The 14,889-nt window shown below is 56.4% G+C and carries 12 protein-coding genes; 2 read left to right on the top strand and 10 right to left on the bottom strand.

Translation table 11 applies throughout. From position 1 onward, the window contains the following. A partial coding sequence (locus tag PACILC2_RS01855) for a hypothetical protein (protein WP_213527090.1) occupies window positions 1-181 on the top strand: 181 nt, incomplete at its 5' end. A 431-nt stretch (window positions 182-612) separates the two neighbouring features. Here PACILC2_RS01855 and PACILC2_RS01860 read toward each other — a convergent pair. From PACILC2_RS01860 to PACILC2_RS26165, 9 genes are all read right to left on the bottom strand, one after another. After that, window positions 613-2,160, bottom strand: coding sequence for a DUF5005 domain-containing protein (locus PACILC2_RS01860; RefSeq protein WP_213527092.1), 1,548 nt, complete (start codon window positions 2,158-2,160; stop codon window positions 613-615). Between the two features lie 33 nt (window positions 2,161-2,193). Further along, window positions 2,194-3,222 carry a DUF5005 domain-containing protein gene (locus PACILC2_RS01865; protein ID WP_504739375.1) on the bottom strand — a complete coding sequence of 343 codons (1,029 nt, stop codon included), beginning with the start codon at window positions 3,220-3,222 and terminating at the stop codon, window positions 2,194-2,196. After that, a complete protein-coding gene (locus PACILC2_RS01870) occupies window positions 3,213-4,790 on the bottom strand; it encodes a discoidin domain-containing protein (protein WP_213527096.1) in 1,578 nt (525 codons plus the stop codon). The genes PACILC2_RS01865 and PACILC2_RS01870 overlap by 10 nt, the downstream gene beginning before the upstream one ends. A 74-nt stretch (window positions 4,791-4,864) precedes the next feature. Next, window positions 4,865-5,800, bottom strand: coding sequence for an ROK family protein (locus tag PACILC2_RS01875; protein ID WP_213527098.1), 936 nt, complete (start codon window positions 5,798-5,800; stop codon window positions 4,865-4,867). Beyond that, on the bottom strand, window positions 5,793-7,628 hold the full coding sequence (locus PACILC2_RS01880) for a class I mannose-6-phosphate isomerase (RefSeq protein ID WP_213527100.1): 1,836 nt from the start codon (window positions 7,626-7,628) through the stop codon (window positions 5,793-5,795). Before PACILC2_RS01880 ends, PACILC2_RS01875 begins: the two co-directional genes overlap by 8 nt. 34 nt (window positions 7,629-7,662) lie before the next feature. Continuing rightward, entirely contained in the window at window positions 7,663-8,547 is an 885-nt protein-coding gene (locus tag PACILC2_RS01885; protein WP_244863159.1) for a carbohydrate ABC transporter permease, read from the bottom strand. Window positions 8,548-8,635: 88 nt separating this feature from the next. Further along, window positions 8,636-10,009, bottom strand: a complete 1,374-nt coding sequence (locus PACILC2_RS01890; protein WP_213527102.1) for an ABC transporter substrate-binding protein — start codon at window positions 10,007-10,009, stop codon at window positions 8,636-8,638. Window positions 10,010-10,112: 103 nt separating this feature from the next. Next, on the bottom strand, window positions 10,113-10,742 hold the full coding sequence (locus PACILC2_RS01895; protein WP_244863160.1) for a carbohydrate ABC transporter permease: 630 nt from the start codon (window positions 10,740-10,742) through the stop codon (window positions 10,113-10,115). Next, the gene (locus PACILC2_RS26165) at window positions 10,727-10,942 is read right to left on the bottom strand and encodes an ABC transporter permease family protein (protein ID WP_244863161.1); all 216 of its coding nucleotides are present in this window, start codon (window positions 10,940-10,942) and stop codon (window positions 10,727-10,729) included. Before PACILC2_RS26165 ends, PACILC2_RS01895 begins: the two co-directional genes overlap by 16 nt. A gap of 354 nt (window positions 10,943-11,296) precedes the next feature. On the opposite strand from PACILC2_RS26165, the gene PACILC2_RS01900 reads away from it, so the two are divergent. Next, the gene (locus PACILC2_RS01900; protein ID WP_280515251.1) at window positions 11,297-12,034 is read left to right on the top strand and encodes an AraC family transcriptional regulator; all 738 of its coding nucleotides are present in this window, start codon (window positions 11,297-11,299) and stop codon (window positions 12,032-12,034) included. Here PACILC2_RS01900 and PACILC2_RS01905 read toward each other — a convergent pair. Beyond that, window positions 12,025-14,610 (bottom strand): glycoside hydrolase family 38 N-terminal domain-containing protein, encoded by a 2,586-nt coding sequence (locus PACILC2_RS01905; protein ID WP_213527105.1) that lies wholly within the window; start codon window positions 14,608-14,610, stop codon window positions 12,025-12,027. The genes PACILC2_RS01900 and PACILC2_RS01905 overlap by 10 nt on opposite strands. Between the last annotated feature and the right edge of the window lie 279 nt (window positions 14,611-14,889).

The raw sequence follows: 14,889 nt of genomic DNA on the forward strand, positions 1-14,889 counted from the left end.
CGCCCGCAGCATTGCGGTGCGACAAGGGCGCGCGGACGGCCTTCTGCAGACAAATCCGCATTACGGTGCCAGGGGCGCGCGGGCGCCTTTGCAGGATGATCCGCATTGCGGTGCCAGGGGCGCGCGGGCGCCTTCGCAGGACGAATCCGCATTGCTGTGCTACAGCCTCCCCCTCCTGTAAACGGCTAACGAATCTGAGCAACGCTATTTTGCAAAATTCGCCTTTCTGATCGTGCTAACGAATACCAGACACCTTATTTCTCTCAAATCTACCGTTTTTCCCTTTAAATGCGGTTAATAAGGTTGCCTAGATTCGTTAGCGCTTCGAAAATGAAAATTTCGCCCGAATAAGGTTGCTCAGTTTCGTTAGCGCAATCGCCCCACATCGCGCCACATCCCGCCTTCGTTAGCGCAACCACGCAACTGCGCCACAACGCGCCTTCGTTAGCGCAACCACGCAACTGCGCCACATCCCGCCTTCGTTAGCAGCAAGCCGTTCGCCGCCAAGCCTTGTGTCCGGCGGATGAATATCTGCCCGCTGGCCGTACAATCCGGCGCAACGGCCTTCGGGCATGAGGCAAGCACTCGGCGGCCCGCAACAAAAGATAGGGTCTAGCGGATTTGGCGAATATTCACAAAACGCGGCCGATAAATTCCGGCATGCTGCATATGCATATCCATACTTGTCGTGTTCACGTTATAGCTTGCCAGCAGTTCTCCGGGACGGGACAGATGGGGATGCGCCTTGGCGTTGTATACATAAATTCCTTTGCCTTCATCCGGCTCCGCGCAAGCATAGAGCCGTATCGGGTCGGCGAAAGGCCCGACCGGCGAAGCGCCAACGTACATGGACAAGCGGTTGCCGAGCCCTGCTCCCGCCTCCTGGAACACAACGGCATAAGCTGCGCCCTCCCACTGGTCTGACATCGGCGTCACACTGAACTCGCAAGATATTTCGTCAGCGATCGGCACGACCTGCTCCTTCTCGGCCGTCCATTCCGCCCCGTTCCAGAAGCGCCATGCGGCAAAATCCGCGAATCGGGCCTCCGGCACGCGAGCGACGACCATAGCAGGGCCGCTTGCGCCGTTCTGCAAGCCGTAAATGTAAATATGTCCGTCAGGGTTGGCAGTGCCTGCCGATTCCGTCAGCGCCATAAACGCTGCGCCGAAATACGTCGTCCGCCCGTTCGCCGCTTCATAGTATAAGTCTGTGTCGGCCTGAATGTTCTCGTCATAACGCAATCCGTCCTCATCGACCGGAGCCGACACTCTGGCAATGCCGTGAACGGCAAACTGGAAGCCTTCGGGGCCGTCCGGGTTCGGTCCGATGATCATCGGAAAGCAATAGAACATATTCCCGACGACGATGCCGTCCTGAAGCCAGTAGTAAGCGCCTTCGATTTGCGATGCTTTCGGCGTCGCCGGAACGAACAAACTCGCCGGATTGCCTTCGTCATCCCGGCGCCATACGAATTGCACCGCCTCGGGCCGCGGCTTGCCTCCATCCAGAACCGCCGCTGTGTTATTAATTATGACCGGGGAAATTCTGCGGTCCGACGTCTTATCCACTTCCCCGATGAACGTATCCCCGAACAGGAACAGTGTCCGCGCGTTATTTGCCGTTCCGTTCCTTTCGCACGCATGGAGCGGAATGGAATAGATGCCGTCCGCGCCGCTCCAGCCGCAGGAGCGGTGAAACAAATTCGTCCATTCCTCGCACGGCTCGACGCCAAAGCCGCTTGCCGCAAGGAACTGCACTTCGGATACGGTCGCGGCGAACGGAGCCTCGCACGTCACCTTCATATAGCGCGCATGCAAGCTGCCCCCGCGAACGGTCCATACGGAATGGCGACGATCCATGCCGCTTTCCAGATCGGCACACTCCGGCACCCATTCCGCGACCGCCCAATGTTTCCCGTCCAGCGCGTATTCGACCTTCAAGGGACAAGTCTCTGCTTGGGAGTCGTTCTCCCCGAAAATGCGCATACCGCCGACCGGATAGGCCGCTCCGAAGTCAAAGATCACCGCCGCATCTTCGTCATGGAGCTCGCAACAACTTCTGATCGGCAAAAGATCCCCGCGATGCGCCGGCGCGCTCGCTGTAACGTCAACCGCCATGTCTGCAAATTCGCTTCCAAAGCCTCCATTTTGCCCTGCCATCACTCTCCCGCCTTTCCCTCAACAATTTCGAAACTAATCGCCAAGCTCCCTTAGCCTGATCCATCGCGGCCGATAAAGATCCCCGTTCATATTGTTGGCCATCGGGTCCATCGAATTGACGTTGTATGAAATAAGCAGTTCCCCGGGGCGCGACAAGTGCGGATGCGCCTTGGCGTTATAAGAGAACACCTGGCTCGCGCGATCGATTTCCGGCGTGTAATAGATACGCTTCAGCGGTGCGAATGGTCCGACCGGAGAGTCTCCCGCGCTGATAGCGACGTAACCGCTCATCGTATCCCTTTCGACGACGAGCAAATATTTGCCGGCGAGCGCACCCGAATTTATCGGCGTTACGCTCAATTCCGGGGACACTCCTTGGATGAGCGCCGCCGCCTCCAGGATATCGGGGGACCATTCCTCGCCGTCCCAATACCGCCAATGGTCAAACTGTTCAAAATGTTGCGGTTCCACCCGCGCGGCGACGAGCTGTTTGTTCCCGCCTTCGATGTCCCTGTATCCGTACACATAAATATATCCGTCCGGATCCGGCGCGCCCGAATGCTCCGTATTGTCCATAATGCCCGCGCCGAACACGATCGCTCCCGTGCCGTCAGGCAGCTTCGCGTACAATGGCGTATCGAACTGCTCCTGCCGTTCCAAATCCGGCACGCCATCCGCGAGCGGCAGCCTGATCATATTCACGCCGTAAGTCGCAAAGTTAAAACCTGTCGGACCGCTGCCGCGCACCATAACGAGCGGAAAGATGTACAGGCGGTCGCCGATCACGATTCCGTCCTGCAGCCAATACCAGCTTCCCTGCGGCGATCGGGGTGTCTTCGGCGTGAACAAGCTCACGTCCGCGCTGTTCGGCAAGTACGTAAATTTCAGATTTGCCGCATCCGCCTCGCCTCCGTCCAGCAACCCGACCGAGTTGTTCAGCATATTCGCTTGCATGCGCTGATGCGTAAGCGGGTCGACCGTCCCGACGAACGTGTCGCTGAACAGGAACAGCGTCTTCGTCTTTTCCGCCGCACCCGGTCCATCATAGCCATTCAGCGGGATGGAAAAATCCCGTCAGCGCCGCTCCAGCCGTTGTAGTTGCTGAACAGTGCCTCCCAATCCGCTGCGGGCTCCGCCGCCAGCCCGCTTCCGGCGTAAAAGCGAAGCTCGCTCAGCCCGAACGCGCCGTCTGCCGCCCCCCAATTGCGCTTTTCCGTATCCGCATCCGGGACCACTTTCACAAACCTGGCGGCCACTCCTTCAAGGTCGATGGGCGAATGCTTGCCGTCATTCAAATTTGTCGCTTTCAACCGTTCGGAACCGTCCGCTATAGCCAGTTCATACGGATAACCAGGCCCTTTCCGCTCCTGCCACTGAAGGCCGTCCAACGATACGAACAGTCGAAAATGACGCAAACCGCTCGTTTCCTTCCCTCGCTCGTTATAGTTCCAGACGTGCATTTCCTTCAGGGGGTACGTTCCGCCGAGATCGACGGTCAGCGAAACCGGCTTAACCGATGAAGCGGGCACGAGCCACATCGCGCGGCGGTCATCGTTGTGCCAGTCTTTCTTCCCTCCGTAAGCGCTCATGCCGAAATTGTTGATCGCATTTTCCGGATCGCCGGATAAATCCGCCGCGCCGGAATCGGAAGCATCCGCGTCGATCGACGCCGACAAGGGAACGATCATGCCATCCTGCTCCACCTGAAGCGCATAACGGTAAAACCGCACCTCGCTTAGGCCGAAGATGCTCTTCGTGCCGCCTGCCCCGCTGACTGACTCGCCATTTGACCCGACGCCTGCCCCGCTGACTGACTCGCCACTTGACCCAACGCCTGACCTGCTGCCTGACTCGTCGCCTGACTCGCCGCTCGACCCGCCGCCTGACTCGCCACTTGCCCCGCCGTTTGACTCGCCGCTTGACTCACCGCTTGACTTACCGCTTGACCCGACGCTGCCTCTTGACCCTACGCCTGACTCACCGCTTGACCCGCCGTCTGAGCCGTTGTCCGCCTCCATCCAATTGCCCACTCCCGGCTCGTTGTCGGCAACGATCCGTACATAGCGGGCCGGCACGCCGTCGAAACGGACCGGCGAACGCTTGCCGTCGTCGAGGTTCGTCGCCTGCAGCGCATGTGAACCGTCGGCCGCGGCGAAGCGAAAGGGATAGCCGTCCCCTTTCCATTCGTTCCACTGCTCACGGTCGACGGAAACGTAAATGCGCACCTGCTTCAGGCCGTAACGATGCATCGAATCGCCGGTCTCGGGATTCTTCGCGTTGTAGTTCCAAATCCACATCTCGCCAAGCGGGTGAACGCGGCCAAGGTCGAAATCGATATACACCCCTGCATCATCCGCATCTGCGGTCCGGCGCCACATCGTCTTCTCCTCATTGCTGTGAACATGCGTCCGGCCAGCCGTCCCCGCCATCCCCTGATTGTTCACGGCCCGCTCGGCAGGAAATCCGTCGTCGGCCTCCGCCATGGCCTTCACCCCGGAAATCCATGCGCCAAGGGCAGGCTTGACTGCTTTATGCCTCGCTTTATCCCCCATGCATCCGGCGACCGTCGTCAATGAAAGCGCAAAGACGACAAGCGCCGCGATTACCGCGATTACGGTTCTTCGCCTCATCTTCCCACCTCCAGCCGCGCGACGAAACAATTGTCAAGTCTTGGCCGCGCTTTAGCGGCGCGACGGACAACTTTTCAAGCCTTGGCCGCACTCTGCGTCAGCATTTGGGCAATACCGACAAACGTGCTGAGCGATGTTTCATCGACCGTGCGAATCGCCAGCAGCGAATTTTGCAGCGTCTCGCTGACGCCGTCAAGAAACAGATCCTTGCTCTTCGCGATCTGTCCGCCGATGATGACCGCTTCCGGACGAAAAGCCGCGACAAACGGATTCAGCATCATGCCGAGATTCCGTCCGAACTGATGAAACACGCCGCGGGATACGGCGTCGCCGCCGCGGGCCATGTCGGCGATCGCTTTCACTTCCAGACCTTCCGTTTTCATGCCGGCTTGTTGCGCGAGACGGAGAATGCCCCGCTTGGAAATATAGTCGTCGACAATGGACGCGCCTAACGGCTCCTTGTACACCCAGCCGTTAGGCGGGACGTCGGCGCGATTCGCAATCAGCTGCCCGTTGTCAATAAACGCCGATCCTGTCCCTGTTCCGATCGTCAAACAAATCGAGCGGTTGAAGGCGCGCGCATGGCCTGCGAACAGCTCGCCTAATGCAAATAAATTGGCGTCATTTTCAAACCGGATTTGAAAGCGGTCCGCCCGTCTCGCCACGAACAGCGGATCTTGCTCCAGCCGCATGGTCAGCTCCTCGCGCAAATTAACTCCATACAAGTGCTCGAATTTGTCGGTCTGCCGGATATAGCTGATTCCTCCGGGATAATCGAATGGGCCGGGGAACGCATAGCCAACCCCGTAAATTTCAAAGCTTTTGTCCAGAATTCGATTCGTCTGGTGCTTGATCAAGCCGACAAAATGCTCGATGATGACCTCTTTTTGCTCTTTGGATTTGGCCGGATAAATCGCATAAGTTCCCGGGAGTACATGCCCCTTGTCATCCAATACGGCGGATTTGATAAACAGTCCGCCCACATCGAAGGCAATCGCGTATTTATTCATCAGTCAGTTTCACTTCCCACTCCGGCGAAACCCCTGCCTTGATGATTTTGCATGGCCCCGTGCCGAGATTCTCGATTTCGAAAGCGCCGAAAACCGCCGGCAAAATATACGATTCCGCGTAACCGAATTCCACGAATACATCCGGCCGTTTTACAGATCGAATGCGAATTTTCTCGCCTTCCACCAGATTGAGGAGCAGCAATTCTTCGTTCGTATGGTCGCGCCAGCGATCCGTAAGGTGAATGCGGTTCACATAGAACAGCAAATCTTGGCGCTTGCCCAGCACATATTCTTCATTGGCGCCTTGCTCGCGCAGCTTCTGCGGCACCGGGATCAAATGCTCGCGAACCCATGCCGTCTTTTTGTACCAATCGATGTTCGGCTCCGCATGCTCGATATTAATCGGCCGCGGCTTGCCGTCTTTGTCCTTGCGCACGTAATCGTAAATCTTAAACGTAAACCACCAGGTCGTGGACGATATTTCCAGAACCAGATTGTCTTTGCCCGAACAATGGACGGTTCCTGTCGGAATAAGAAACAGGTCGCCCTTTCTGCAGTCCCATTCCTGCACATAATCGGTAAACTCGATCGGTTCGCCGGTTTCCTGCGCCCGCTTGACCGCCCCGACAAACGCGTCGCCGGTGCACCGCTCGGTCAGGCCGAGATAAACTTTCGAGCCTTCACGTTTTTCCATAATATAGTACGATTCCTGCTGTTCCAGCACGTAATTGAAATGCTCGCGAATGTACGCCTGTTTCCCGTGAACTTGCGTGGACAAGTTTCCTCCCTCGATCGTATCGAGATAGTCGAACCGGATCGGGAAGAAGTCGCCGAACAAGCGGACCGGACGTTCGCCCATAATGTCCTTGTAAGCATAATTCATAATTACGAGAAACGGAACTTCGATGATCGCTGCCCCGATACCGATCAATACCGAGTTCTCCGGCGCGATCGGCTCAAAGCTCCACGCGCAGTTGTCCCAATCCTCCGGCAAGTCGGCCAGCCGCTTCAAATATTGCCCGCCCCAGATGCCCGGAGCGAAGAACGGCTTGACGCGAATCGGACGCTTCGCGATGTCGCGCGCCGCGTCGACCAGATCGCTTACGGCCACCATTACCGGATGCTCCGGGCGATTCGCATCCGCGTAATAATCGTACCCGGTTAAATTCGCCTTGCGATAACCTTCCAGAATCGGCCATTCCACGAAGAAGGCGATCTTGTACTTTTCCAGCGCATCCTCGTTCCAGTCCAACGCGAAATTCAACAAGCCTTGCTTATGCATAATCTGCTGGGTTTCCCGCGACAGATCGAGGAACACATGCACATCGCCGCACCCGTCAGCCAGCCAGTGGGCTCCGGTCCCATACAATACGATCAGTCGTTGGATCTGAGCGGCGAATCGCTCGTCCGATCTGTCCCCCATGCCGGCCTCGCCCGTCCGGCGCCGCAATGCCGCGAGCCTTTCTTTGCAGCGCTTCTGCGCATCTTCGGCGAAGTAAGCGGAAATATGCGCTTCCGTCATATAGCCGAACGCCCGGTTGTCGGTTATATTGTCCTTGAACAATTCCCGGATCTCGGCGGGGGATTTGAGAAACTCCGCGGCGGAGACCGCCTCCACCCGCGCGGACTGTCCGCCGAATGCTTCCAGCATGCGCTCCAGCCACTTATCGAACGCGGCGCCATGCGTGCCGTCAAGGACCAGGACGGGGCGATCTCCGAACGGATTGAGCCGCTCCCGCAATGCGGACAATACAGCGTCATAGCCTGACGCGACGCGTATGTCCCGCTGAAGATCCCGGACCGGATTCACCGGAAATTTGTTGAACATGATCCCTCACCCACTCCAGTTATCGTATTTATCTTTAGTTCGGATTCTCACCTTCGTAGTAGACCCATCGCGAGCCCGATCTCAGAATAATCAGCGTGCACGCGAGCGTAATAAACAAGAGCACCCACGCCATAGCCGACGCATAGCCGAACTGCATATCTTTGAACGCCTTGTTATACAAATAGTAAGCGAAGAACATCGTCGAATTGTTCGGGCCTCCGCCGGTCATAATGTACGCCTGCAAAAATACTTGGAACCCGCTTAAAACTCCCATGATCACATTGAAAAAGATCGTCGGCGTCAGCATCGGAATCGTAATGGAAACAAATTTGCGCAGCATTCCCGCGCCATCCACGGTAGCCGCTTCATACAAGCTGCGCGGAACGCCTTGCAGACCGGCCAGATAAATGATCATGCTGCCGCCCACGGCCCACAGGTTCATAAGTACGAGCGAAAACTTCGACCAATGCTCGTCCGTAAGCCAACCCGGACCTTCAATGCCGAGTCGGGCCAAAAACGTATTGATCAGGCCGAAATTCGGATCGAGCACCCATTGCCATAAAAGCGCGACAGCGACGCCGGATACGACGCTGGGCAGAAAGTAGAGCGTGCGGAACAAGCGGATGCCGCGCACGGACTGATTCATCAGCACGGCCAGCAAGACGCCCGCAACGGTATTCAGCGGCACGCTTAACGCGACGTAATACAACGTATTGAGCATGCTCTTCCAAAACAACGGATCTTCCGTCAGCATGATGCGATAGTTCGCCAGCCCGATCCACCGCGGAGCCTGGTAGATGTTGTAGTTCGTAAAGCTCAAGTACAGCGAGTACAAGATCGGACCTGCCATAAACACGATGAGGCCGATTAATCCGGGCGAAAAACAACAATATCCGTTTATCGCTTCTCTCGTGCTCATTTTCATTACCCGCTTATGCCGCATAGTCACCCGCTCCCTTTACGGATCGTTCCGGGGGCGAACGCCCCCGGAAATCGTCCTATCGGAATCACTTCGTTTGCACATAGTTTTTCAGCTTCGTCTCCGCATTTTTCTGCGCGTCCTGCAGCGCTTTCTGCGGATCCACTCCCGAGTTGAGCACCGACTGCACGACCTGGTCCAGTTCCGCGTGCCAGGACGGCGATGCCGGGATATATTCGATAAAGCGGGAATGCTCCATCTGCCCGACGATCATCTCCCATACGGGATCGGCCATAAATTCGGGGGCTTTCGCCGCTTTCATATTGGATACGAGAGAGCCGGAAACTTGATGGATCTTCTTCTGCACTTCCGGGCTCGTCAAATACTTCAACAGCTCCCAGGCAGCGGCGGCGCGCTTGTCGTCATGGTTGTTCACAATCTCGTAATCGAATCCCGCCGACCAGGTTGCGGGCTGTTTCGTGTACGGGATCGGGGCGACGCCGAAATCGAGATCCGGCGCATATTTCTTGATGTCGGTATACAAATTGTTGACGTCCACAATCATCGCCGCTTTGCCGGCGATGAACGGGCTGTGCTGCAGCGCGCTCGCCTGCGAGTTGAAGGCGGACATCGCCTTCACGCCGTATTTGTCCTGCACCGTCTTCATCCATTGCAGCGCTTCGAGATTTTCCGGCCTGTCGTATGTCGGCTTGCCTTCGTCGTCCCAGAAATCCCCGCCATTGGCCCACGCCAGCATCCACAAATGAATGTTGCCGAGCGCAGGGGAGAAGCCGATGCGTTCAATCAAGTTGCTGTCATTCAACACGGTCAGCTTTTCCGCATATTCGGCCAGCTCATCCCAGTTGGCCGGCGGCTTCTCAGGATCGAGATTCGCCTCTCTGAACGCCGTCTTGTTGTAATAGAGCACCCGAACGTCCGTGTCGCTCGGCAAGCCGTAAATGCCGTCGTTGTATTTCATCTTGTCGATCAGCACCGGGAAGAAGTCTTCCGTGTTGAAGCTGTCCCTCTGAATGAATTCGTTCAAATTCAGGATCGCTCCGGATTCCGCGCGCGTCTGCAGCGTGCTCGTATCGTTCATGGCCAGATCCGGACCGCTGCCGCCGGCCATGGCCGTCGAAAGCTTCGTCCAGTAATCCCAGAAGTTGATGCCGAGTTCGTTAACCGTAATATCCGGATGCTGCTTCATGAAATCCGCGAGCAGCTCCGTCATCGTATCTTTCATATCCCCGTCGGAATGAATGTGCCAGAAGCTGATCGTCACCGGGTCGTTGCCAGGCTCGGGCTGTGCGTCGCCATTGTTCGTTTGGCCCGAACCCGAATCGTTCGTTGCCGGAGACTGCGCGGTATTGCCGGTGTCCTCGCCCGCTCCGCCCGAACAGCCTGCGAGAAGAGTAAGAATGAGAATGACTGCCGTCAAGACGGACCATATTTTTCTTTTCATCCTGGTTGACCTCCCATATTCGTCATTCGAACTTTCCGAATCGCCATATCCGTACCCTCCGAATCATCGGTAGCCCGACCACCTCCTTCGTTCGTACCATCGGTCACCCTTTCACCCCGGTCAATGTAACCCCTTCGATGAAATATTTCTGGAAGGAGAAGAACATCACGAGCGTCGGCAGCATGACGATCAGCGAGGCGGCCATCATGACATTCCAGCGCGTTCCGTACTGCTGCTGAAAGCTGCGCAAACCGAGCGCAAGGGTGAATTGGTCCGGATCGTTCAAGTAAATGAGCGGTCCGAGAAAGTCGTTCCAGGCCATCATGAACGTAAAGATCGCAAGTGTCGCCAGCGCCGGCTTGGACAGCGGGATAAAGATGCGCCACCAAATATAAAATTCCGTGCTGCCGTCAATCTTCGCCGCTTCGCTCAGCTCTTTCGGGATCGTCATGAAAAATTGCCGCATGAGAAAGATATAAAACGCGCTGCCGAAGAAATAAGGAACGGTTAACGGCAAGTACGTGTCGATCCAGCCCAGCTGTTTGAAAAACAGGAAAAGCGGAATCATCGTCACTTGCGGCGGCAGCATCATCGTGCCAAGCAGGACGACGAACCAAATATTGCGTCCGGGCCACTTCAGTTTGGCAAAAGCGTAGGCGATGAAAGAGGACGACAAAAGCGCCCCGATTACCGAAAGCAACGTGATCCATACCGTGTTTACCGTATAGCGCAAAATGGAAACGACTGCACCGCTTTTTTATAATTGTCCCAGTAGAACGTCTCCGGAATCCACTTGGGCGGCAAATCGAACAGCCCGATGTCGCCTTTGAGCGAAGTGGACAGCATCCATACCAGCGGCATGACGAAGAGCGCGCTTCCGGCAACAAGAATGAGATAAATCAAGGTTTTATGCATGATCTCGGCGGTTTTCAAACTCATCCCCCCTGTCTTTGGAAGTTCCCGGCGGACGCCAGGAATCCGCTTTCATTTGTATCCAGTGTATCGCAACCGAATCGCCTCGTCTTTTTAGGATGCCGACACATTTTTATAAAATAAGGACATCACTCTGCACCGGCGATTTAAACAATGTTAAAATGATGAAAACAGTCAACGAAGCGAAGCAGGAGGGCTTGCCGATGAAGTGGACCGACCAGCTGTTGAACGGAACGATCGTGCTCAACCAAAAGCTGCTGCCTTAACCGGAAAACAGGTGGGGATTACGGTCCATTACTGGGGGGCGCAAGCCGGACACCTTAACAACAAGCCGCACAAGCATTCTTTTTTGAAGTGTGCTACATTGTGGACGGCAGCGGAAGTTACCTTGAAAACGAAAACGAATATGCGCTGAAGCGAGGCGTGCTGTTTATGTCCCGTCCTCATGTGATGCATCAGATCCGGAGCGATCGAGGATTGGACATCATCTTCGTCGGATTCGAGTTGAACGGCCAAACATCCGACGAAGCAAGCCGGAATTTGTTCAACGCTTTGTCCGAAACCGAAACGTTCTACGTCCCCGAGGCTCAAGACCTTCCCATTGTCCGGCTCTGGACTTCACTCTTGCTGACGGCGAATGAGTACCAGCCCTTGTTCGCCGACAGCATCGAAAGTTTATGCACGTCGGTGATCACCGGACTGGAGCGCGTCTTTAACGACCAATCCCGTTCGGTGCGGGAGAACCCCAAGGTCAGCATCGCTGCGATGCTTGTCTACCAGGCCAAGCTGTATATCCGCGACAATTTGTCCCAACCGCTGAAGCTTGACGATGTCGCCGGTCATCTGCTCATTTCCGGCCGCCACTTGTCCCGCGTGTTCCTCTCCGAACTCGGCCAATCGTTCTCCAGTTACGTGCGGAAGGAAAGAATAAGAAAAGCCGGCATTCTGCTTACGAATACCGACCTTTCGATCAAGGAGATTTCGGAACAAACGGGATTCGATACCGTTCATTATTTCACCAGCGTGTTCGCCAAGGAAATGGGGATGCCCCCTGCCCGGTTCAAGAAAAAGTTCAAACAGCTTCACAGTTGAACGCGAAGGGTGACGAGCCGCCTGGCCGGTACCGTGAAGCCGACCGCGCTTCCTTGCGGCTCCAGCCGGCCGATAGCCGTCTCCAGCATGTCCGTGAGCGCCGCCGCACGTATTGCCCGGCCCGGGAACGTGATCTCGACCGCTTGCTCCGCCTGCTCCGACAGGTTCATCAGACGAAGGATGATGCCCTCTCCGTCCTCGGCCGGCTTGCATCCTTGCACGACGACCAGCGGGTTGTTGATTTCGATCCATACGCCGCTCTCTTCCGCAGGGCAATTGACCGCAGGATAAAGCTGCACCGGGCAGCCCGCTTCCACTGCGGCGGCATGCGCATCCTCGACGCGATATTTCGAGAAGGACGTCAATTCATATTTTACCGTGATCACTCCCGGCTGACTCGCTCTGAAGTTCGTATCCCAGTAGTTGTTCACCGGCCAAGCGAGAAGCAGCGGCCGGGGGTTTCGGGGAATTTCCCGCTGTTCCTTGCCGAAATGGAAGCCGCCGATTTGCACGAGCGGCGCATCCGGGCAGGCCAGCGTCACGCCGTGCTCTTCGTCGTAAATGGAAACGACCTGATCGACCGTGACCCAATCCTTGCACGAAGCGGGCAGCTGCTCGCGGTCCAGCTCCACGTAAGTTCCGGCGCTGTCGAATTTGGCCGTCCATTCCCGCAAATGAAGCGGAAACGCGAAGTAGACGGATTCCGGCGTCCGCACATCCTGCTTGTAGAACGAAGCGATCAGCTCGATCCGCGGGCTGGCGGCGAACAGCGTAATGCGCTGCTCCAGCCACTCCACACCAGGCGCCTCCCAGCGCAGCACGAGCGTCGCCCCGGAATCGTGCCGGTCGACGCGGCAGGCGGTCAGCCGCTCCGCCCCTCTGCGCAGCGCCGGCCATTCATGGTTCCAGCAGCTGATGCTGTCATTGCACTTCTCGACATCGCGCGGAAACAAAGTCGTGCGGTGTTCCGGCATCTTCAGCCCATCCACCCGCTCCTGCACATATTGGAACAGCGTCCATTCGCTGTGGGGATCCACGATAGGCCAGTCGCGCAGCTTGTCGTACAGCTGCCTGATTCTACCTGTCGCCGGATCGAACTCCAGCACATAGTACGCCGTTTCGATCGCAGTTTCCGTAATGCGGACGGTCTCTTGCAGCATGCGCTTCATATTGGCGTATGGGACTTTCTTCCAACTGAACGGCGCGAGCTCCACCGTACCGATGGCAGGCGCGGTCCAGTCGGTATCGCTGTTATTTTGCTGAAATTTGAAACGGTTGGCGGCGACGTGCCGGCCTTCATAGGTAAATTCCTCGCTTACGCGAACGTCCAGCTTCTGCGGCACTTGAGTCGCATTGACAAGCAGAACGCCTTCCGGCTTGCCCGATTGCAGCGGATTGCCGGCCAGACGCTCCAGCTGCTTCGCGAGCAAATACCCGCTCAGGCTGTTGGCCTGGTACGCCGGATGCGCTTTGTGCATCCAGAGCGTCTTGGTAAACCGCGAATCCGGATCGGTCACCGACACGTTCGCGCCCCATGTATGCTCATCGTACAAATCAAGCTGTTCCCAGGCTTCCCGGTACAATTCGCGTTCGCGCTCGTCGTCCGTGCCCTGGAAGGCGGAGAGCAGCTCCGCTGTTTTCAACGACTGTTTGGCTCTGCGGGTGAGCCTCGTTTCTTCGGCGGAACTGGCCGCGCCGAAATTCCAGTAGTCCGTCCAATCCCCCGCCACCACGGGAATCTCTTCGCGAGGCAGCGATTTCAACTTCTCCAGCAGCATTTCCGGCGTAGCCAGACGAATGCGCGGCCCGAGACCGGCTTCATTCCAACGCCGCACTATTTCCAGCAGTTCCTCGTCCGGCGGCGTATTGTCGAACAGCGGAAAGTTCGTGGATGAAATATAGATGAAATCGTAAGGGTATTGTTCGCGTTCCAGCCGTTGCAAGTACGTGTCGATCCCTTTCTTCATCTTGGCCAGATCTTGATCCCACAAATGGCAAAACTGCGTAAATATCGAATAATGCTCGCCGTTGAAGGTCAACAGCTCTCTGCCGTCCGGCGCCTGCCAGCGGAATGCGCGCGGACGCGGCAACGGAATGCCGCCGAAGTGAATGTTCACGCCGGTCGTATACAATTCAATGCCCGCATCCAGCATAATTTGCGCGAACGTCCAAGGCTGCCCGTTGATGTCGTGGTTGATCGCCGTGTTCAGTTTTGCGCCGAATTGCTCGCGCAGTTTTTTGACCGGATAAAACATGCGCGCCAGCTGGTCGGCGCCGCAAAGCGGGGTCGTATGCATCTTCGCCGCCGTCAGGCAAATTTGTCCGTTTCGCACGAATTTCGCAAAACGTTCCACCTTATCCGGTGAAGACGCTTCCAACCATTTCATCACCGGCGCGGTCGCCTCGCACGTCCATCTGAATTTTGCTTTTTCCGGCTCATGCTCGGTGCGTTCGCACAGCTCGATCGCCTGATTCAAATATTGCAGCTGCAGCTCCCACAACACCGGCTGCGGGTGCGTGTACCCGACATCAAGATGACTGTGGTGGTAAATCCATATTTCCTTCACATTGGACATCTCATGCCCCTCCCGCTTGTACGAGTCATATCCAAACGCTTATTATCGTGACCCCATTATAAATAGGCAATAGTCGCATGTCTTTCAATTTTCAGGCCACGTTTTTACAATTTTCGGTCATGCAAAAGGAGCCCGTTGCAGCAAACGAGCCACGTCGAGCACCGTATCGGCCGTTTGTGACTAGCATCGCCGCACATGGGAAAAAAACCTCCCGGGAAAGAAGCCGTAAGACGGCTCCGTCCCCCGGGAAGTTTTTTCATTTCATATCCGTATCCTTAT

Source organism: Paenibacillus cisolokensis (assembly GCF_018403665.1).
Classification (GTDB): domain Bacteria; phylum Bacillota; class Bacilli; order Paenibacillales; family Paenibacillaceae; genus Paenibacillus_AH; species Paenibacillus_AH cisolokensis.

Coding starts and splice junctions, on each gene's coding strand:
- PACILC2_RS01905 (WP_213527105.1), bottom strand. CDS start 14,610: ATGTCCAATGTGAAGGAAATATGGATTTACCACCACAGTCATCTTGAT.
- PACILC2_RS01880 (WP_213527100.1), bottom strand. CDS start 7,628: ATGTTCAACAAATTTCCGGTGAATCCGGTCCGGGATCTTCAGCGGGAC.
- PACILC2_RS01870 (WP_213527096.1), bottom strand. CDS start 4,790: ATGAGGCGAAGAACCGTAATCGCGGTAATCGCGGCGCTTGTCGTCTTT.
- PACILC2_RS01860 (WP_213527092.1), bottom strand. CDS start 2,160: ATGGCAGGGCAAAATGGAGGCTTTGGAAGCGAATTTGCAGACATGGCG.
- PACILC2_RS01885 (WP_244863159.1), bottom strand. CDS start 8,547: ATGAGCACGAGAGAAGCGATAAACGGATATTGTTGTTTTTCGCCCGGA.
- PACILC2_RS01875 (WP_213527098.1), bottom strand. CDS start 5,800: ATGAATAAATACGCGATTGCCTTCGATGTGGGCGGACTGTTTATCAAA.
- PACILC2_RS01890 (WP_213527102.1), bottom strand. CDS start 10,009: ATGAAAAGAAAAATATGGTCCGTCTTGACGGCAGTCATTCTCATTCTT.